We start from the raw sequence: 17,676 nt of genomic DNA on the forward strand, positions 1-17,676 counted from the left end.
TTCCTGTCGCATGGGCGCTACGTCGGCCCACTCCACTGCCGCCGACTGGTTCGGCGGAGCGGGCCGGGGCTGCGACCCGGCGGGCGTACCCGGCGAAGCGTCCCTCGGCTTCGCCCTAATGGACCTCGTAGCGGCGAAGACGGCAGCGTCATCGGGCGGCGCGGTCCGGCCCCCCGTCCGTCCTGGCCGGCGTCAGCCGGTAGACCGAGAAGACGAAGTCGGGGCAGACCATCTGGCACGCGGTGCAGCCGGTGCAGCCCGGTGTCAGCTCCGGAAACCGGTAGCCCATCTCGTTGACCTCATCGGACATCACGAGCACCTCGGGCGGGCAGGCGATGACGCACAGCTCGCAACCCTTGCAGCTCTCGACGTCGATGACCAGGGTGCCCCGGCTGCTTCTCGTCGTGTTCTCCGGTGCCGTCACGGGCGTACTCCTCCGGTCGTGGCCCGCACGATGCCGAGCAGTCGGGCCCGGTCCCCGGTGGCGGGCGGCGCGGCCTCCGCCGCGAAGACGCCGCGTCGTTGCAGCGCCCGCACCGCGTTCTCGGCCGTCATCAACACGTGGTCGAGGCTCGCCTCGGCGGCGGCCTCGGGATCGCCGGCCGTCAGCGCCGCGTGTTCGCGGCGCAACGCGGCCCGTTCCTCGTCCATCGCGTCCTCGATCGAGAACCTTGCCGCGACCGGCACCAGACCGCTGAAGGTACGCAGCAGCGCCCTCAGGTGCGGCCCGGCGGCGGCGAGGTTGACCACCTTGCGGAACTCCCGGGCCAGCCGCTCGAACTCGTCCACCTGGTCGCAGCCGCCCAGCGCCTCGATGAGCTTGTCGAGCGTCTCGCGCAGCCCGGCGTCGCCGGACGTGGCCGCCCGGCTGCTGGTCAGCGCGCTCAGCATGCCGTACAGCTCGAACGCCTCGCGGACCGTGCCCGCGTCGAAGGCGGAGACGAACGCGCCCCGGTAGTGCGGCATGCTCACCAGGCCGTCGCGCTCCAACTGCATCAGCCCCTCCCGGACCGGGACCCGGCTGACGTCGAGGGTGGTGGCGATGCTGTCGAGGTCGATCCGGTCACCACTGCGCAGCGTGCCGTCGAAGAGCAGCCCGAGAATGTGTCCGGCGACGGCCTCACCCGCCTTCGCCCGTACCAGCGCCGTCATGTGACCAACTCCCCGAGTGGATAGCTCTGCTCCAGCGACCCGCCAAGATATCCGGGACCCTCGCCGGCCGGCACGAACCATCCCGTGGGGCACATGGTGAGGATCTCCACCAGGCTGAACCCGGCACCGGAAAGCTGCGTCTCGAAGGCGCGGCGCAGCATCCGTTTCGTCTGGGCCACCCCGCCGGCGGTGGAGACCGCGCCCCGGGCGACGTAGGCGCTGCCCTGCAACCCCGCGACCAGATCGGCCACCGGGATGGGGTATCCGTGCGCCTCCGCGTCCCGACCGGCCAGGCTGGTCTTGGTCCGCTGGCCGAGCACGGTGGTCGCGGTGAGCTGGCCGCCGGTGTCGCCGAAGACGCCGTTGTTGAGCATGACGCAGGTGATCTTCTCGCCCCGGGCGGCGGCGTGCAGGACCTCCTGGAGCCCCTCGTTGGCCATGTCGCCGTCGCCCTGCATGGTGAACACGGCGCACTCCGGCCGGACCCGCTTGATACCGGTGGCGCAGGAGGGCGCCCGGCCGTGCAGGCACTGGAGCACGTCGACGTCCATGATCCGTACAAAGCTGCCGTAGCAGCCGTGCCCCACCACCCCGATGGTCCGCTGCACGATGTCGAGTTCCTGAAGGACCTCCAGCAGCAGCCGCAGCGCGACCGGCTCGCCGCAGCCCGGGCAGAGCGAGTGCTCGCCGAGGAGCAGCGACGGTCGTGGGTCGGCCACCTTGCGGGCGGGCACCGAGGGCGGGCCCGACGTGTCGATGACGATCTGTTCCCGGGTCATGCGGAGGCACCTCCGGTGAGTGCGGCGAGGATCCGGTCCCGGATCGCCGGCGCGTCCATCAGGTCGCCGTAGGCGAGGCCGGACTCGGCGATGCTGACTCCGCCGATGAACCGGACGGCCGAGCGGTCGGCGGCGTGGATGCGGACGTCGTCGAGCATCTGCCCGGCGTTGAGTTCGAACACGAGCACCCGGCGGGCCCCGGTGGTGGCGGCGGCCAACGCGTCCCCGGGGAACGGCCACAGGGTCACCGGCCGGAACCACCCGATCCGGTGTCCCTCGGCGCGCAGCTGCTCGACCACGTACTCGACGAAGAGCGCCGCGGTGCCGAAGGCCACCACCACCGTCTCGGCGTCCTCGACGTGCGCCTGCTCGAACCGGGCCTCGGTGGCGGCGATGGCGTCGAACTTGTCGGCCACCGCCCGCCAGTGCCGGTCCGGGCCGGGGCCCGGGTCGGTCGCCTTGCCCATCGCCCAGGTCCAGACCTGGCGGGACCGGCCGGTGCCGCCGCCCGTGCCGTCGAGCACCCAGTCCCGCTCCGGCAGCGGCCCGTGGTCCTGGGGCGCCACGGTGACCGAGACGCGGGTCTGGGCGATCAGGGGGTCGCCGTACAGGATCACCGGGGCGCGGTACAGCTCGGCGAGGTGGAAGCTCAGTTGGGTGTGCGCGACCGCCTCGGTGACGTCCTTCGGCGCGAGGGTGATCGTCCGGTAGTCGCCCCAGCCGCCGCCGCGCGTGCACTGGAAGTAGTCCTGCTGGTTGCGGGCCATGTTGAAGACGACGAACGGGGTCTGGTTGAGCGCCGCCTCGGCGATCGTCTCCTGCATCAGGGCGATCCCCTGGCCGCAGGAACCCGTGGCGGCCCGGGCGCCGGCCGCCGCCGCGCCGAGCACCATGTTGACCCCTTCGATCTCGCTCTCGGCGTTGACGCACACCCCACCGGCCGCCGGCAGCTCGCGCGACATGCTCTCGAGCAGGCCGGTGAACGGCGACATCGGGTAGCCGGCGAAGAAGCGGCAGCCGGCGGTGATCGCCGCCGCCGCGATGGCCGCGCTGCCCTCCAGCAACTCCCGGGTCACGACGTCACCCCCACCGGGGCGCCGACCGCCACCGCGGGCACGGCGGCGCCGGCGGCGAGCGCCCGGGCGTTGGCCGGGGCGTGTTGCCGGCGGTACGGCGGCAGCAGCTCGGTCATCGCCTCGACCAGCGCCTCGGGGTCGACCGCCCGGGCGACCGCGTTGTACGCCCCGAGCAGCACGAACCCGATCGCCTGGGGCGCGTCGACGGACTTCGCCACAGCGCTGGCGTCCACCGGGTACACGGTCGTCTCGGGCAGGCTCGCCGGGTCGACGAGCGGCACGTTCACCACCGCCGGCCCGCCGGGGCGCAGCCGCGCCAGGGCCGGCTCGCTGAACCGGTGGTGGACGACGATTGCCGACCAGGCGGCGGCGAGCACCGGCAGGCTCCGCAGCGGCGCGTCGCCGATCACCACGCCGGCCCGGGAGGGGCCGCCGCGCATCTCGCCGCCGTAGTCGGCGGTCAGCATGGCGTACCGCCCTTCGCGGGTGGCGGCGAGCGCGAGGGTCTTGGCGAGTAGCTGGATGCCCTGACCGCCGACGCCGGTGACCACGAGTTCACGCTCCATGCGGTCCTCCCCAGCTCAGTCCTTGACCTTGTTTGGATATTAGATACAAAATTCAATCGGCAAGGCAAGGGCCGTCCCGACCCCCGCCCGTCGGAAGGAGCACGATGCGCGCCGCCGTCCTGCACGGCTTCGGCGACCTCCGGGTCGACGAGGTGCCCGATCCGGAGGTCGGCCCCGGTGAGGTGCTGATCGACGTCTCGTGCGTACAGCCGAGCGTCACCGAGTGCATGCTGATCGCCGGTGAGCCGATCGCCCTGCACCGACGGCTGGCCGAGGCGCTGGCGGACGGCCCGGTCCGCTTCGGGGGGCACGAGTTCTGCGGGGTGGTCGGCGCGGTCGGCGCCGGGGTCCGGCGCTACCGGCCGGGTGACCGGGTCACCGCCGTCGAGACGCTGACCTGCGGGCGCTGTGCCGCCTGCCGGCACGACCGCGCCGACGCCTGCGGCCGGCCCGAGTTTCTGGGCTTCACCCGCCCGGGGGCGCTGGCCGAGCGGGTGGTCGTACCCGAGAGCGCCGTGGTGCCGATCCCCGCGGGGGTGAGCGCCACCGCGGGCGCGGCGATCCAGCCGCTCGCCGGGGCGCTGCACGCCCACGCCCTGGCCGCCGTCGCGCCGGGCGAGAGCGTCCTGGTCCTCGGCGCCGGCGTGATGGGCCTGCTCGCCGTCCAGGTCGCCCGCCGTGGCAACGCCGGCCTCGTCGCGGTCAGCGGCCGGAGCCCGGCCAAGCTCGCCCTGGCCCGGCGGTTCGGCGCCGACCTCGTCATCGACGCGACGACGGACGGCACCGAGGGGGAGCATCCGGTGCTGACGGCGATCCTGGCGGCGACCGGGGGCGTCGGCGCGGACGTGGTCGTCGAGACCGCGGGCGGGTCACCGGGGCACGGCCTGTCCGGCGTGGACACCCTGGAACTGGCCGCCCGCTGCGCCCGCCGGGGTGGCCGGGTGGTCGGCGTCTCGGTGCTGCCCGACGGCGCGCCGGCACCCCTCGGCCTGCTCCGTGAGCGGGCGGTCTCCCTGCTGCATCCCCGTTCCGGCGCCGGCGGATACTCCCCCTCCGGAACCGTCTTCACCCAGGCCCTGCGCCTGGTGGCCCGCTCCGACGTCGACGTGGAGTCCCTGGTGACGCATCAACTGACCGGCATCGAGGCCATTCCGGAGGCGGTGCGGATGACCCGGGACAAGACGAGGTACGGCGCGATCAACCCCGCCCAGGTCCGGCTCGGCGCCGGCTGGGGGCAGCCGTGAGCCTGCTGATCGGCGAGATCGTCCGGCTGACCGCCCGGATGACCCCGACCGCCGTGGCGGCCACCCTGTGCGGCCGACGGATCACCTTCGGCGAGCTGGACCGGCAGGCGAACCGCACGGCGAACGCCCTCGCCGGGCTGGGGGTGCGGGCCGGCGACCGGGTGGCCTGGTCGGCGGCGCCGACCCTGCGTACCCTCGACGGTTTCGTCGCCTGCGCCCGCCTCGGGGCGGTCTTCGTACCGCTCAATCCGGGCCTCTCCCCCGTCGAGACCGAGGCCGTGCTCGACTACCTGGAGCCCCGCCTCCTGGTCAGCGACCGGACGGACGCGCCGGCGGGAGCACCGCTGGCCGGCCTCGGCGGGGCACCGGGCGCCGGTGCCGACCTCGACGCGCTCACCGCCCGGGCGGCGGCCACCGCGCCGGCGGGCGCCGACCGGCTGGCCGACACCGACCCGCACATCATCTACCTCACCAGCGGCAGCACCGGTCAGCCGAAGGGCGCGCTGGTCAGCCACCGGGCCAGCTGGCTGCGCGCCGCGCCGGGCGGCGGCACCTTCACCGCCGCGATCCGCGGCCCGGGCGGCGTGTTGTGCAGCTTCCCGCTCTACCACTACGGCGGCTGGCACTACGTGCTGGAGGCGTGGCAGAACCGGACGGCCGTGCACCTGGTGCCCCGGGCCGACGCGGCCCGGCTGATCGACGTGGTCCGCACCGAACGGCCGGCCGCGCTCTACTGCATCCCGGCGGTGTGGGAGCGGCTGCTCGACAGCGAGCACCGGCGGGCCGACCTCTCCTCGCTGCGGCACGCCGACACCGGCACCTCGGCCCTGCCGGCCGATCTGGTCGCGCGGATCAAGGACCGGTTGCCCGGCACCACCACGACCATCCTGTACGGCTCCACCGAGGCCGGTCGGATGAGCGCGCTGCCGGACGCGGACCTGGCCCGGAAGCCGGGCAGCGTCGGCCGGCCGGCCTTCCCGGGCGCCCTCTGGGTGGCCGCCGAGGGCGTCGGACAGGTCGGCGAGGTGCTGGTCACGGGCCCGGCGCTGATGTCGGGCTACCACCGGTTGCCCGCCGAGACGGCGGCCGCTCTGCCGGACGGCGTCTACCGATCGGGCGACCTGGGCCGCCTGGACGAGGAGGGCTACCTGCACCTCACCGGCCGGGTCCGGGAGGTGATCCGGACCGGGGGCGAGTCGGTCTCGCCGGTCGAGGTGGAGGCGGCCCTGCGCGGCCTGGCCGGCGTCGTCGACGTGGCCGTGGTCGGCCTGCCCGACGACCGTTGGGGCGAGGTCGTCTGCGCGGTCCTGGTGCTGGCGCCCGGCGCCACCCCGCCGGACGTCGGCACGGTACGCGGCCACGTCGCCGGTCGGCTGGCCGGTTTCAAGCAGCCGCGCCGGGTGGTCGTGCTGCCGGCCATCCCGCGCACTCCCGCCACCGGCCAGGTGCAGCGGTCGCGCATCCGGGAGTCGCTGCGGAGCGCCTCGTGACGGCGGGCGGGGTCAACCGGCGCGGAGCCGGGCGCGGAGCTCGGCCTTGGCGATCTTGCCACCGGAGCCACGCGGCAGGTCGTCGACGATCTCCAACCGCTCCGGCCAGTTCTCCTTGCTGACACCCCGGTCGGCGAGGTGCGCGCGCAACCCGTCCAGGTCGAGCGTGGCACCGGGACGCGGGACCACCACCGCGCACACCCGCTCGCCGTACGTCGGATCGGGCACCGCCACCGCCGCCACCATGGCGACCGCCGGGTGCGAGCCGACCTGGTCCTCCACCGCCGCCGCGCTGACGTTCTTGCCGCCCCGGATGATGAAGTCCTGCTTGCGGTCGACCACCCGCAGGTAGCCGTCCGCGTCGCTGGTGCAGATGTCCCCGGTCAGCATCCACCCGTCGGGGGTGAAGAGGCGTTCGTTGGCCGCCGGGTCGGCGAAGTAGCCGAGGCAGGTCGCCGGGCCGGCGCAGGCCGCCTGGCCGGGGCCGCCGGCGGCGGTGACGTCGGTGCCGTCCTCCGCGAACAGCCGGACGTTCATCTCGTCGATCACCCGGCCCGCCGTCCGCAGCCGCGCGTCGATGTCGTCGTCCATCGTGGTACGCGACAGCGCCCCGGTCTCGTTCGAGCCGAAGAACTGGAGTACGCGGGCACCGGTACGGCGCTCGAACTCGGCGGCCCGCTCGAAGGGCACCGCCTCCCCGCCGGTGAACATGCACCGCAGCGAGCTGAGGTCGTAGCGGCCCGGGTCGGCGTTCAGCATCATGATGAACTGCGTGCTCACGCAGCAGAGCACGGTCACCCGTTCCCGCTCGATGAGCTCCAGCGCCCCGGTGGCGTCGAACCGGGGCATCACCACCGTCGGCGCGCCGAGCAGGGTGGGGGTGAAGTTGGCCGTCCACTGGGCGAAGCCGTACGGGGCGGGGATCAGGGTGAGGAAGACGTCGTCACCGGTGAGCGCGCCGGCCTCGACGGCGAGCTGGTGGTAGTACATCCACCGGTTCTGGTTGTGCACCACGCACTTGGGCATGCCCGTGGTGCCGGACGTGCCGTTGAGCAGGTGGATGTCGCCGAGGCCCAGGGTCCGCTCGGCGATCAGCGCCCGCTCGGCGTCGGTCGGGCCGGGCCAGCCCGCCTCCGTCACGGTCGCCGGCAGCTCCAGCCGGACCCGCAGCGGCAGACCCTCGACCAGCCCGGCGACCGGCGTGCCCCGGTGCTCGGCATGGCTGATCAGCGCGGTGGCGCCGCTGGTGGTGAGCAGGTGCCGCACCTCCAGCCGGCCGGCGCGCGGCCCGACGGCGACCACCACCACTCCCGCCTTCAGCGCGGCCAGATAGGCCACGTGCACCGCGACGCCGTCCGGGAGCAGTACGCCGACCCGCTCGCCGCGCGCGAGACCGTGCCGCAGCAGCACCGCGGCCAGCCGGTCGGAGAGGTCGTCGAGGCCCTGCCAGGTGACCCGGTCGGCCCCCGCGACGAAGGCGGCCCGCCCGCCGATCAGGCCGGCGTGCCGGCGTACCCGGTCGACCAGGGTGTCGTCGCCCCACCGACCCACCTCGGCCAGCCGCTGCGCGACGTAGCGCTCGTGGGCGCTGCCGGCGACCGGGGCCGTTCCGGGTGGGAAGAGAGCCGCGACCTCGTTCACCTGCATCGTCACCCCTACCAAACAAGCGCTTGTTTATGGCATTCTGTGGCCGTACGACGAGACGTGTCAAGGAGGCGGGATGCAGATCTGGCGAACCCCGGAGACGGTCGACCTACTGACCGCCGCCGTCGCGCCCGGCGACCGGATCGACCGATCGTTCGAGGTCGGCGCCGGCATGCTCACCGACCACGTGCCCGGTTCGCCACCGGTGCTGTCCACCCCCGCCCTGATCGGGCTCCTGGAGGACACCGCCGCCGGCATCCTGCGCCCCCGCCTCGCTCCCGGCGCCTCCTCCGTGGGCACCTGGATCGGGGTGCACCACCGCGCCCCGGCGCTGAGCGGTGACCGGGTCGACGTGGCGGCGACCGTCGCCACCGTGGCCGGCCGGTGGATCACCTTCGACGTGACCGCCTCCGTCGCCGGCCGCGTCATCGGAAACGGCCAGGTCACCCAGACCCTGATCCGGGCCACGAAAGCCTGAGTCACCCCGGCCTGCGCCGGCCGGGAGCAAGCCGAGAGGGGCAGGCAACGCCGAGGCCGCCCGACCCGGGCCAGGCCCGCCCCTCGCCCGCGAAACGGTCAGAGCAGGGCCCGCAGGGCCGCCTTGTCGACCTTGCCACCGACACCCAGCGGCAGGGCGGGCAACCCGACCAGCCGCTCCGGCCAGTTGACCTTGGACACGCCCGTCGCATCCAGGTGGACCCGCAGCTCGTCGAGGGTCAGCTCGCCGCCGTCGCGGGTCACCACGAAGGCGCAGACCCGCTCCCCCAGCACCTCGTCCGGCATGCCGAGCGCCGCGACCTGGGCCACGCGGGGGTGTCCGCCGACGGCCTCCTCCACCACCGGGGCGCTGACGTTGTGCCCGCCACGGATGATGAAGTCCGCCGTGCGCCCGGTGATCGACAGATACCCGTCCTCGTCCAGCCGACCCAGGTCACCGGTGCGCAGCCAGCCGTCGGGGCGGAAGAGCAGCCGGTTGGCCGGCTCGTCACGGAAGTACCCGGGGGCGCAGCCGGGACCGTTCACCGCCACCTGGCCGGGGCCGTCGGGCACGTCTTCCCCGTCCGGGCCGAGCAGGCGTACCCGCATCGCCGGCACCGGTCGTCCCGCGGTGCCCAACCGCGCCGGGCGGGGGTCGGCCACCCGGGTCACCGAGATCGGCCCGGCCTCGTTGGACCCGTAGAACTGGAGCACGGCACAACCGGTGCGTTCCTCGAACTCCATCGCCCGGTGCGGCGGCACCCGCTCGCCGCCGGTGAAGAGGACCCGCAGCGAGGAGAGATCCCGCCGGGCGAACGACTCGTGGTTCAACAACATGATGAACTGGCTGGTCACCGCCGCCAGGACGGTCACCCGGTGGCGCTCGATCAGGTCCAGCGTCCCGGCCGGGTCGAACTCGGCGGCCAGGACGGTGGGGAACCGGTACCGGGCCGGCACGACGTGCGCGCTCCAGAGACCGAAGCCGTACGGGGCGGGCAGCGCGCTGAGCACCACCTCGTCCGGACCGAACGCGCCGGCGTCGGCGGCCAGCGCGGCGAAGTACTTGCGCACGTTCATGGTCTGCCGCACGCACTTGGGTCGCCCGGTGGTGCCCGAGGTGGAGTTGAGGAAGAACAGGTCGTCCGGGCCGAGGCCACGACCCTCCAGCAGGTCGACGGCGGCGGACACCGACGGCATCGGCAGGTCGACGCCGTCGCGGCGCAGCACCGGCTGCCCGCCGACCAGATCCAGTTCCAGGTGTGCGGGCGCGCCGGTGGCGTGGGCGATCTCCGGACCGGGCCGGCCCCGGTGCACGGCCCGGCTGACCAGCGCGACGGCCTCGGTGTGCCGCAGCAGGTGGCTGATCTCGGCGTCACCCGCCCGGGGCCCGAGCCCCAGCGTGACCAGCCCCGCCCGCTGCGCGGCCAGGTACGCGACGTGCGTGAGCGCGCCCCCGGTGAGCAGGACGGCCAGCGGTCGCTCCGGCGGCAGGCCGGCGAGCACGTACGCGCCGGCCAGCCGGGTCGCCGCCGCGTCGTACTCCCGCCAGGTCAGCGTCCCCTCCGGGGCGTGGAAGGCCACGGCCTCCGGTGTGGCTACGGCGTTGCGGGCCACCAGGTCGGCGATCGTGTCGGCGTCCCAGGAACCGTCGGCGTGGTACCGCTCGATCGTCGCCGCGGAGAACTCAGACACCTGCCCCACCGTCCATTCGTAGCACCGCACCGGTGGCGAACCGCGCCTCCGGTGAACCGAGATAGGCGATCGCGCCCGCGATCTCCTCGGGTTGGGACACCGGCGGGTCGACCAGTGCCCGGCCGTGCGCCAGCAGCCTCGGGTCGGCCGCCGGCACCGGCGGCAGGTTCCGGGTCAGCCCGGTGTCGATCGAGCCGGGGCAGACGCAGGTGACCCTGACCCCCGCCGGGGCGTACTCGACGGCGAGCGCCCGGGTCAACGCGACCACCCCGCCCTTGGCCGCCGAGTACGCGGCGCTGTAGCGGTATCCCCGCACCCCCGCCAGCGACGAGACCGTGACCAGCGCGCCACGGGCCGCGCCCAGGTGCGGCAAGGCCGCCCGCGCGGTCAGGAAGGTGCCGGTCAGGTTGACCGCCAGCATCCGCTCCCACTCGGCGAGCGGGACGTCGGTGGTGTGGCCGAAGGAGGCCACCCCCGCCGCGGTCACCACCAGGTCCAGGCCGCCGCCCCACGCGAGGGTCCGGTCCACCGCCTCGCCGACCGCCGCCTCGTCCCGGACGTCCCCGGCGAGTGCCAGGCCGGCCGGGCCGAGGCCCGCGTCGTCGGCGTGCAGATCCAGGCAGGCCACCCGGGCGCCCTCGGCCGCCAACCGGCGCGCGGTGGCCCGGCCCAGCCCGGCGGCGGCGCCGGTGACCAGCGCGATCCTGCCCTCGTACCGGCCCCTCATCGGTCCGCCGCACCACCGTCGGCCGGCGCCGCGGCCCGCCTCCTCGTCCGCCGGGGCCGGTGGGGTCGCGTCCACGGTCATGCGGTTCACCGCCTGGAGGTCGAGCGCGTCGTCCTCGGTCATCCGCTCGTCAGCCATCGCCGCCTTCTCGCCGCCGGTCGCCCTGCCGTCCGCGGTCGGCCCACCCGCATCGGCTGGATCAGCACGACTCGATGTTCAGGGCCGCGCGCGCTAAACTTACCAAGCGCTTGGTTGGTTACGCTACCCTGGATCCGGAGCGACCCGACCCGTCGATGCCGCCGGTACACTCTCGGGGGCCGTCCGGCGGGAAGCCCTTCCGACGTCCAACGACCAAGACCCTGTTCCGTCGAGTCTGTCTGCGAGAAAACATGGCGCGAGAGCCTGGAGTCCGGCGCGAGGCGATCCTCGGCAGCGCCGCCGCCCTGTTCGCCAGCAAGGGGGTGGCGGCGACCACGGTCCGGCAGATCGCCGACGACGTCGGCATCCTCTCCGGCAGCCTCTACCACCACTTCGACTCCAAGGAGTCGATGGTCGACGAGATCGTCTCGTCCTTCCTCCGGGACCTCCAGCAGCGCTACGCGCAGGTCCTGGCACAGGAGACAGACGCCCGCCAGCGCCTGCACGACCTGATCGTGGCCTCGCTGGAGGTCGTCGAGGCACACCCGCACGCCACGGAGATCTACCAGAACGACGTCAACTACCTGTTGCAGTTCGACCGGTTCGACTATCTCCGCAACGCCGGCCGGGAGGTGCAGACCGCCTGGCTGACCGTCATCGAGGCCGGCCTCGCCGAGGGCACCTTCCGCGCCGACGTCGACCCGAAGATCCTCTATCGACTGATGCGGGACGCCGTGTGGTTGTCCGTACGCTGGTTCAAGCCCAGCGCCGACCACCCCACCTCCCGCCTCGCCGAGGACTGCACCTCGCTCTTCCTGGACGGCCTGACCAACCGCGCCAGGAACTGACCGACCGGGCACGGCGCCTAACGGTGCCGGCCGAGGTCGCCGGCGAACGCGTCGGCCACCGCGGCGACCGTCCACCGCGACATCCGCACGCTGGCGGCCTGCCGGGGTGGCGTCACCAGCGACAACTCGTCGCCGTCGATCCGCACGACCTGACCGGAGACGCCGGCCGCCGCGTCGGAGAGCAGATGGATGACGGCCGGGGCGTTGCTGGCCGCGGACTTGCCCACGTTCTGCCCCCGCGCCCGGTCGCCCAGGTGGCGCTCGAACGCCTCCGCCATCCGGGTGTGCGCGTTGGGCGAGACCGCATTGACCCGTACCCCGGTGCCGGCCAGGTCCGCCGCCCAGCACCAGGTCAGTGAGGCGACTCCGCCCTTGCTCGCACCGTACGCGGCGAGCGCCGCCGTGCCGGCCTGCGCGCCGGAGGTCACGTTCACCACCGAACCGGAGCCCTGCGCCAGCATCGCCCGGATCGCGTGCAGTCCGCAGTGGGCGGTGCCGAGCAGGTTCACCTCCACCACCCGGCGGAACTCGTCGGGGTCCTGCTCGCGAGGGTCCGCCAGCCGGAACAGCCCGGCGTTGTTGACCAGCCCGTCGATCCGTCCGTACGCCTGGCGGCAGGTGTCGATCAACCGGCCGGCACCGGCCCAGGTGGCGATGTCCGAGTCGTCGGCCAGCGCCCCGATCGAGGCGGCCACCGACGCGGCGACCGTCGTGTCGACGTCGTTGACCACGACCGAGGCGCCCTCGGCGGCGGCGAGCCTGGCGTACGCCTCGCCCAGCCCCCGACCGGCGCCGGTGACGACGACCGCCTTGCCGGCCAGTACGCCGGGCATCAGGAGAGCCGCTCGATGATCAGCGCCATGCCCTGGCCGCCCGCCGTGCACATGGTCACCAGGCCGAACTGCCGGTCCCGGAACCGCAGCGCGTTGACCAGGGTGGTGGTCATCCGGGCCCCGGTCATGCCGAACGGGTGGCCGAGCGCGATCGCTCCGCCGTGGACGTTGAGCCGGTCGGGGTCGACCCCCAGCATCCGGTAGCTCGGGATCACCTGGGCCGCGAACGCCTCGTTCATCTCCACCAGGTCGATGTCGCCGATGGCGAGCCCGGCGTGGGCCAGCGCGCGTCGGCTGGCCTGCACGGGACCGAGGCCCATGATCTCCGGGCTGAGCGCGGAGACCCCGGTGGAGACCACCCGCGCCAACGGGGTCAGGCCGAGTTCGCGGGCGCGTACGTCGCTGAGCACCACCAGGGCGGCGGCGCCGTCGTTGAGCGGGCAGCAGTTGGCGGCGGTGACGGTGCCGTCGGGACGGAAGACCGGCTTCAGGGCGGCGACCTTCTCCAGGGTGACCCCGGCGCGCGGGCCGTCGTCGCGGTCGACCACGGTGCCGTCGGGCAGGGTGACCGGCGTGATGTCGGCGGCGAAGAAGCCGTCGGCGATCGCCCGCTCGGCCAGGTTCTGGCTGCGTACGGCGAACTCGTCCTGCTCCTGGCGGCTGACCCCGCAGTGCTGGGCCACGTTCTCGGCGGTGTGCCCCATGGCGATGTAGACGTCGGGCTCCAGCCCGGCGGAACGCGGGTCGGACCATTGCCCGCCGTCCTGGGTCAGGGCGGCGGTGCGCTGCTCGGCGGCGGCGTAGCGGGGGTGGTGGGTGCCGGGCATGCCGTCGGCCTTCCCCCGGTCGTAGCGGGAGACCATCTCCACGCCGGCGGAGACGAAGGCGTGCCCCTCCCCCGCCCTGATCGCGTGCAGGGCCATCCTGGTGGTCTGCACCGACGACGCGCAGTAGCGCTGCACGACGGTGCCGGGCACCTCGTCCAGACCTAGCCGCAGGGCGAGTATCCGGGCCAGGTTGTAGCCCTGCTCGCCGGCCGGCTGGGCGCAGCCCAGCAGGACGTCGTCCAGGGTCCGCGGATCCAGCGCGGGGACCTGCGCCAGGGCCGCCCCGGTGATCTCGGTGACGAGGTCGTCGGCGCGCATCCCGACCAGTGAGCCCTTGCCGGCGCGACCGATCGGTGAACGGGCCGCGGCGACGATGACAGCTTCCGGCATTGGTTCTTCCTCACTGAGTGACCGTCCAGCCGCCGTCGACCGGCAGCAGGACGCCGTTGAGATAGCCGGCGAGCGGCGCGAGCAGGAAGAGCACCGCGTGGGCGACCTCCTCCGGCCGGCCGGGGCGCCCCATCGGGTTGCGGGCGACGAGGTCGCGGCCGAGGTCGGTGGCGGCGAAGCCGGCGGTACGGGGGGTGTCGATCAGTCCCGGCGCGACCGCGTTGGCCCGTACCGCCGGGGCGAGCCGGGTGGCCAGGTGTCGGGTGTAACCGGCGATCGCCGCCTTTCCCGCGCAGTACCAGGCGGAATCGGTGCCGACCAGGTTCCCGGCGACCGAGGCGACGTTGACGACCGCCGCTCCGGCGCCGGGGCGGCCGGCGAGCCACGCGTCGGTGACCGTCCGCACGCTGCCCACGGTGAGCGCGAGCGCCCGGTCGAAGTCGAGGTCGGTGCTGCTCGCCGGGCCGGCGTTGTTGACCAGGTAACGGGCGGGGCCGCTGGCGGCGAGCGCCGCCCGTACCGCCGCGGGATCGGCCACGTCGACGGTCAGCGCGAGGGCGGCGCCACCACCGGCGACGATCTCGTCCGCCGTTCCGGCGACCGCCCGGTCCTGGACGTCCCACGCGGCCACCCGCAGACCGGCGGCGGCGGCCAGCAACGCGGTCGCCCGGCCGATCCCGCTGCCGGCGCCGGTGACGACAACCGTCTCACCGGCCGGAAAGGCGAAGTCCATGAAACGAACCTAGCAAGCGCTTGGTTGAATAGCAACGGTCCGGCCGACCGGCCGCGTTCGCCGCGCCCCGCGCCGCCGTCACTCTCCCAGGGTCTCGCGCCGGTACCTGTCGATCGTCGTGGCGAGCAGTTCCGGGTCCCGTGGGTCGGCCCGGATGACCACCCGCGTCACGCCCAGCTCACGCAGGGCGTCCGCCTCCGCCCGGGTCCCCGGGCCCCGTACGGTCACCGCGACCTCGACCGGATCCCGGCCGAGCGCCGCGCACTCGGCGCGGAGCCGGTCCAGCAGCCGGGCCAGGGCCGGCACGTCCACGCCGAGGGGTTGCAACTGCTGCCGTGTCGAGAATCTTTAGCGCTCTATGAGCTGCCATAGTGGTCGGGTGAACTTGAAGGAATGGGCTGCGTCCACCGGCGTCGCGTACATCACCGCTCGGCGGCAGTACGCGGCCGGGACGCTGCCTGTCCCCACGTACCGGCTAGGCCGCCTGATCATGGTCGGAGAGCCGGTGACAGGCGCGACGACAGATTCCGGGCAGGTCGTGGTGTACGCCCGGGTGTCCTCGGCCGACCAGAAGTCGGACCTGGACCGGCAAGTCGCCCGCGTCACCGTGTGGGCCACTGGCCAGAAGCTCGGCGTGGACCGCGTGGTAATCGAGGTTGGCTCCGCGCTCAACGGGCACCGTAAGAAGTTCCTCGCCTTACTGCGTGACCCGCAGGTGTCGACGATCGTGGTCGAGCACCGGGACCGGTTCGCCCGGTTCGGGGCCGAGTACGTGGAGGCCGCTTTGGCCGCGCAGGGCCGCCGCCTGCTGGTGGTCGACCCGAACGAGGTCGACGACGACCTCGTTCGGGACGTGACCGAGATCCTGACGTCGCTGTGCGCCCGCCTGTACGGGCGACACGCCGCCGCGAACCGCGTCCGCCGGGCCGTCAAAGCGGCCACCGAGGACGACCCGGCGTGAAGGCCATCCAGGCGTACCGGTTCGCGCTTGACCTCACGCCCAGCCAAGAGCGCGATGCGCTCGCGCATGCCGGGGCCGCCCGGGTCGCGCACAACTGGGCACTGTCCCGAGTCAAGGCGGTCATGGACCAGCGGACAGCCGAACGTTCCTACGGGGTGCCGGACGAGCAGTTGACCCCATCGCTGTCATGGTCCCTCGCCGGGCTGCGCAAGGCATGGAACGCAGCCAAGCCCGACGTCGCGCCGTGGTGGGGCGAGGTGTCCAAGGAGGCGTTCAACACCGGTCTGGACGCCCTGGCCCGCGGCTTGAAGAACTGGTCCGACTCCCGCAAGGGCGCGCGGGCCGGACGCCCGGTCGGGTTTCCCCGGTTCAAGTCCCGCCGCCACACCACCCCGTCGGTGCGGTTCACCACCGGCGCGATCCGTGTCGAGCCCGACCGGATGCACGTGGTGCTGCCCCGGCTGGGTCGGTTGAAGCTTCACGAGTCCGCGCGGAAGCTGGCACGCCGTCTCGACAACGGCACCGCGCGGATCATGTCCGCCACCGTGCGTCGTGCCGGTGGCCGGTGGCACGTCGCGTTCTGCGTCGAGGTCGAGCGGGCCGACCGCGTTCCAGCCCGGCCCGGCAGTGTGGTCGGCGTGGACGTCGGGATCACACACCTCGCGGTGCTGTCCACCGGCGAACTCGTACCGAACCCGCGCCACCTGGCGGACGCGCAGCAGCGGATGCGCTCGCTGGGCCGATCCCTGTCGCGCAAGATCTGCCCAGACCGACGCACCGGCCGCCGCGCGTCAAAGCGGTGGCAACGAGCGGCGGCCCGGCTCGGCCGCGCGCACGCCCGGGTGGCGAACCTGCGCCGCGACGGCCTGCACAAGCTCACCACCCGACTCGCCACGACGTGCGGCGCGATCGTGGTCGAAGACCTCAACGTGACCGGGATGCTGCGTAATCGGCGGCTCGCCCGGCACATCGCCGACGCCGGATTCGCAGAGATCCGCCGGCAGCTGACGTACAAGACCTCGTGGAACGGTGGCCGGCTCGTTGTGGCCGACCGCTGGTACCCATCCTCGAAAACCTGCTCGGGCTGCGGCGCGGTGAAAACCAAGCTGGCCCTGTCCGAGCGTGAATACACCTGCGAGGCGTGCGGCCTAATCATCGATCGGGACCGCAACGCCGCCCGTAACCTGGCCGCCCTGGCGGCTGAGTTCGACACCGCCGGGAGTGGCCCGGTGGCAGCGCGTGGAGCCGACCAGAAGACCCGCACACGCGGGCCGGTGGCCGTGAAGCGTGAACCCGGCACGACGCCAGTCGGTCAGACCGGGACCGTCCTACCGCAAGGCAGGACTACCGATCTTGTGCTCACGAAAAACGCACTGAAAGGTAACGGATAGAAGTCGGTGGCGAAGCGGGCGGCGCGGCGCACGGCCGCGACGCTGTGCCCGCCGACCATGACGGGGACCCCGCCCGGTCGGGTGGGCCGTGGCGCGCTGTGCACCGCGTCGAAGCGCACGGCAGAGCCGTGATGGCTGGCCGGTGCGCCGGTCCAGAGCGCGCGCAGCACGTCGAGGTACTCGTCGGCGAGCCGGCCCCGACCGGTGAAGGGCACCCCGACCGCGTCGTACTCCTCGCGGAGCCAGCCCACCCCGACCCCGGCTATCAACCGGCCGCCGCTGAGCACGTCCAGCGTGGCCAGCCTCTTGGCCAGGCCGACGGGGTGGTGCAGGGGAAGGATCAGCATGGCCTGCCGAGCACCAGCCGGCTGCTGTGCGCCGCCGCGAAGGTCAACCACTCCAGCGGGTCGGGGATGTCGTCGGCGGGCCCCAGCCCCATCCGGCCGCTCGGGTCGTAGGGATAGTCGGACCGGTAGGCCTCCGGCACCACCAGGTGCTCCACCGCCCAGACCGACTCGCAGCCCAGTTCCTCGATCCGCCGCACGAAGGCCGCGGTGACGCCGGGATCGGCTGCGCCGCGCCCACCCAGCACCGGCATCACGCCGAGCTTGAACCCCATGCCGACAGCCCACCAATCCCTTGCTCGGCAGTGACCGGGCCCTGGCCAGCGACCGGGCCCGGTTCGTCACCGGCAAACTGCTCGCGCCC

General features: G+C 73.5%; 20 protein-coding genes. 6 read left to right on the plus strand and 14 right to left on the minus strand.

The genetic code is table 11. The annotated features are described in order from the left end of the window. Window positions 1-148: 148 nt before the first annotated feature. Genes OG989_RS27460 through OG989_RS27480 form a run of 5 tightly spaced genes read right to left on the minus strand, consistent with a single transcriptional unit; the run spans window position 149 to window position 3,573 of the window. The gene (locus OG989_RS27460; RefSeq protein WP_327028930.1) at window positions 149-424 is read right to left on the minus strand and encodes a 4Fe-4S dicluster domain-containing protein; all 276 of its coding nucleotides are present in this window, start codon (window positions 422-424) and stop codon (window positions 149-151) included. After that, complete coding sequence (locus tag OG989_RS27465; protein ID WP_192581208.1) at window positions 421-1,152, minus strand: GntR family transcriptional regulator; 732 nt, start codon at window positions 1,150-1,152, stop codon at window positions 421-423. Before OG989_RS27465 ends, OG989_RS27460 begins: the two co-directional genes overlap by 4 nt. Next, entirely contained in the window at window positions 1,149-1,931 is a 783-nt protein-coding gene (locus tag OG989_RS27470; RefSeq protein ID WP_151452312.1) for a thiamine pyrophosphate-dependent enzyme, read from the minus strand. The genes OG989_RS27465 and OG989_RS27470 overlap by 4 nt, the downstream gene beginning before the upstream one ends. Then, complete coding sequence (locus OG989_RS27475) at window positions 1,928-3,007, minus strand: hypothetical protein (protein WP_151452313.1); 1,080 nt, start codon at window positions 3,005-3,007, stop codon at window positions 1,928-1,930. The genes OG989_RS27470 and OG989_RS27475 overlap by 4 nt, the downstream gene beginning before the upstream one ends. Continuing rightward, window positions 3,004-3,573 (minus strand): 2-oxoacid:acceptor oxidoreductase family protein, encoded by a 570-nt coding sequence (locus OG989_RS27480; protein ID WP_151452314.1) that lies wholly within the window; start codon window positions 3,571-3,573, stop codon window positions 3,004-3,006. The genes OG989_RS27475 and OG989_RS27480 overlap by 4 nt, the downstream gene beginning before the upstream one ends. 104 nt (window positions 3,574-3,677) lie before the next feature. On the opposite strand from OG989_RS27480, the gene OG989_RS27485 reads away from it, so the two are divergent. Together OG989_RS27485 and OG989_RS27490 are read left to right on the plus strand one after the other, a co-directional pair. Next, entirely contained in the window at window positions 3,678-4,817 is a 1,140-nt protein-coding gene (locus tag OG989_RS27485; RefSeq protein WP_327028931.1) for a zinc-dependent alcohol dehydrogenase, read from the plus strand. After that, window positions 4,814-6,307: a class I adenylate-forming enzyme family protein gene (locus OG989_RS27490; protein WP_151452316.1), complete on the plus strand. Its 1,494-nt coding sequence runs from the start codon at window positions 4,814-4,816 to the stop codon at window positions 6,305-6,307. The genes OG989_RS27485 and OG989_RS27490 overlap by 4 nt, the downstream gene beginning before the upstream one ends. Before the next feature lie 12 nt (window positions 6,308-6,319). Here the strand turns inward: OG989_RS27490 and OG989_RS27495 are convergent, their stop codons facing one another. Further along, window positions 6,320-7,954 carry a class I adenylate-forming enzyme family protein gene (locus tag OG989_RS27495; protein ID WP_151452317.1) on the minus strand — a complete coding sequence of 545 codons (1,635 nt, stop codon included), beginning with the start codon at window positions 7,952-7,954 and terminating at the stop codon, window positions 6,320-6,322. 73 nt (window positions 7,955-8,027) lie between these two features. On the opposite strand from OG989_RS27495, the gene OG989_RS27500 reads away from it, so the two are divergent. Next, window positions 8,028-8,429: a thioesterase family protein gene (locus OG989_RS27500; RefSeq protein ID WP_151452318.1), complete on the plus strand. Its 402-nt coding sequence runs from the start codon at window positions 8,028-8,030 to the stop codon at window positions 8,427-8,429. Window positions 8,430-8,527: 98 nt separating this feature from the next. On the opposite strand, the gene OG989_RS27505 is transcribed toward OG989_RS27500, so the two are convergent. Both OG989_RS27505 and OG989_RS27510 read right to left on the minus strand, forming a co-directional pair. Next, window positions 8,528-10,120, minus strand: coding sequence for a class I adenylate-forming enzyme family protein (locus OG989_RS27505; protein ID WP_327028932.1), 1,593 nt, complete (start codon window positions 10,118-10,120; stop codon window positions 8,528-8,530). Continuing rightward, window positions 10,113-10,985, minus strand: coding sequence for an SDR family NAD(P)-dependent oxidoreductase (locus OG989_RS27510; protein ID WP_327028933.1), 873 nt, complete (start codon window positions 10,983-10,985; stop codon window positions 10,113-10,115). Before OG989_RS27510 ends, OG989_RS27505 begins: the two co-directional genes overlap by 8 nt. 251 nt (window positions 10,986-11,236) lie before the next feature. On the opposite strand from OG989_RS27510, the gene OG989_RS27515 reads away from it, so the two are divergent. Next, window positions 11,237-11,833, plus strand: a complete 597-nt coding sequence (locus OG989_RS27515; RefSeq protein ID WP_151452320.1) for a TetR/AcrR family transcriptional regulator — start codon at window positions 11,237-11,239, stop codon at window positions 11,831-11,833. Window positions 11,834-11,850: 17 nt separating this feature from the next. Here OG989_RS27515 and OG989_RS27520 read toward each other — a convergent pair whose 3' ends face one another. The 4 genes from OG989_RS27520 to OG989_RS27535 all read right to left on the minus strand — a co-directional run bounded on the left by OG989_RS27520 (window position 11,851) and on the right by OG989_RS27535 (window position 14,928). Then, on the minus strand, window positions 11,851-12,666 hold the full coding sequence (locus OG989_RS27520) for an SDR family NAD(P)-dependent oxidoreductase (RefSeq protein WP_151452321.1): 816 nt from the start codon (window positions 12,664-12,666) through the stop codon (window positions 11,851-11,853). Continuing rightward, window positions 12,666-13,883 (minus strand): acetyl-CoA C-acetyltransferase, encoded by a 1,218-nt coding sequence (locus OG989_RS27525; protein WP_327028934.1) that lies wholly within the window; start codon window positions 13,881-13,883, stop codon window positions 12,666-12,668. The genes OG989_RS27520 and OG989_RS27525 overlap by 1 nt, the downstream gene beginning before the upstream one ends. Window positions 13,884-13,893: 10 nt before the next feature. Further along, on the minus strand, window positions 13,894-14,616 hold the full coding sequence (locus tag OG989_RS27530; RefSeq protein WP_151452323.1) for an SDR family NAD(P)-dependent oxidoreductase: 723 nt from the start codon (window positions 14,614-14,616) through the stop codon (window positions 13,894-13,896). 78 nt (window positions 14,617-14,694) lie between these two features. After that, entirely contained in the window at window positions 14,695-14,928 is a 234-nt protein-coding gene (locus OG989_RS27535) for a hypothetical protein (protein WP_327028935.1), read from the minus strand. A gap of 67 nt (window positions 14,929-14,995) precedes the next feature. Between OG989_RS27535 and OG989_RS27540 the strand changes: the two genes are divergently transcribed. Both OG989_RS27540 and tnpB read left to right on the plus strand, forming a co-directional pair. After that, window positions 14,996-15,577 (plus strand): IS607 family transposase, encoded by a 582-nt coding sequence (locus OG989_RS27540; protein ID WP_327028936.1) that lies wholly within the window; start codon window positions 14,996-14,998, stop codon window positions 15,575-15,577. After that, a complete protein-coding gene (gene tnpB / locus OG989_RS27545) occupies window positions 15,574-16,968 on the plus strand; it encodes an IS607 family element RNA-guided endonuclease TnpB (protein WP_327028937.1) in 1,395 nt (464 codons plus the stop codon). The genes OG989_RS27540 and tnpB overlap by 4 nt, the downstream gene beginning before the upstream one ends. Here tnpB and OG989_RS27550 read toward each other — a convergent pair. After that, window positions 16,890-17,315: an LLM class flavin-dependent oxidoreductase gene (locus OG989_RS27550; RefSeq protein WP_327028938.1), complete on the minus strand. Its 426-nt coding sequence runs from the start codon at window positions 17,313-17,315 to the stop codon at window positions 16,890-16,892. The genes tnpB and OG989_RS27550 overlap by 79 nt on opposite strands. After that, on the minus strand, window positions 17,309-17,587 hold the full coding sequence (locus OG989_RS27555; protein WP_327028939.1) for a hypothetical protein: 279 nt from the start codon (window positions 17,585-17,587) through the stop codon (window positions 17,309-17,311). The genes OG989_RS27550 and OG989_RS27555 overlap by 7 nt, the downstream gene beginning before the upstream one ends. Window positions 17,588-17,676: the final 89 nt, after the last annotated feature.

Source organism: Micromonospora sp. NBC_01740, from assembly GCF_035920365.1.
Classification (GTDB): Bacteria; Actinomycetota; Actinomycetes; order Mycobacteriales; family Micromonosporaceae; genus Micromonospora; species Micromonospora reichwaldensis.

Coding starts and splice junctions, on each gene's coding strand:
- OG989_RS27465 (WP_192581208.1), bottom strand. CDS start 1,152: ATGACGGCGCTGGTACGGGCGAAGGCGGGTGAGGCCGTCGCCGGACAC.
- OG989_RS27470 (WP_151452312.1), bottom strand. CDS start 1,931: ATGACCCGGGAACAGATCGTCATCGACACGTCGGGCCCGCCCTCGGTG.
- OG989_RS27480 (WP_151452314.1), bottom strand. CDS start 3,573: ATGGAGCGTGAACTCGTGGTCACCGGCGTCGGCGGTCAGGGCATCCAG.
- OG989_RS27485 (WP_327028931.1), top strand. CDS start 3,678: ATGCGCGCCGCCGTCCTGCACGGCTTCGGCGACCTCCGGGTCGACGAG.
- OG989_RS27495 (WP_151452317.1), bottom strand. CDS start 7,954: ATGCAGGTGAACGAGGTCGCGGCTCTCTTCCCACCCGGAACGGCCCCG.
- OG989_RS27500 (WP_151452318.1), top strand. CDS start 8,028: ATGCAGATCTGGCGAACCCCGGAGACGGTCGACCTACTGACCGCCGCC.
- OG989_RS27510 (WP_327028933.1), bottom strand. CDS start 10,985: ATGGCTGACGAGCGGATGACCGAGGACGACGCGCTCGACCTCCAGGCG.
- OG989_RS27515 (WP_151452320.1), top strand. CDS start 11,237: ATGGCGCGAGAGCCTGGAGTCCGGCGCGAGGCGATCCTCGGCAGCGCC.
- OG989_RS27520 (WP_151452321.1), bottom strand. CDS start 12,666: ATGCCCGGCGTACTGGCCGGCAAGGCGGTCGTCGTCACCGGCGCCGGT.
- OG989_RS27525 (WP_327028934.1), bottom strand. CDS start 13,883: ATGCCGGAAGCTGTCATCGTCGCCGCGGCCCGTTCACCGATCGGTCGC.
- OG989_RS27530 (WP_151452323.1), bottom strand. CDS start 14,616: ATGGACTTCGCCTTTCCGGCCGGTGAGACGGTTGTCGTCACCGGCGCC.
- OG989_RS27550 (WP_327028938.1), bottom strand. CDS start 17,315: ATGCTGATCCTTCCCCTGCACCACCCCGTCGGCCTGGCCAAGAGGCTG.
- OG989_RS27555 (WP_327028939.1), bottom strand. CDS start 17,587: ATGGGGTTCAAGCTCGGCGTGATGCCGGTGCTGGGTGGGCGCGGCGCA.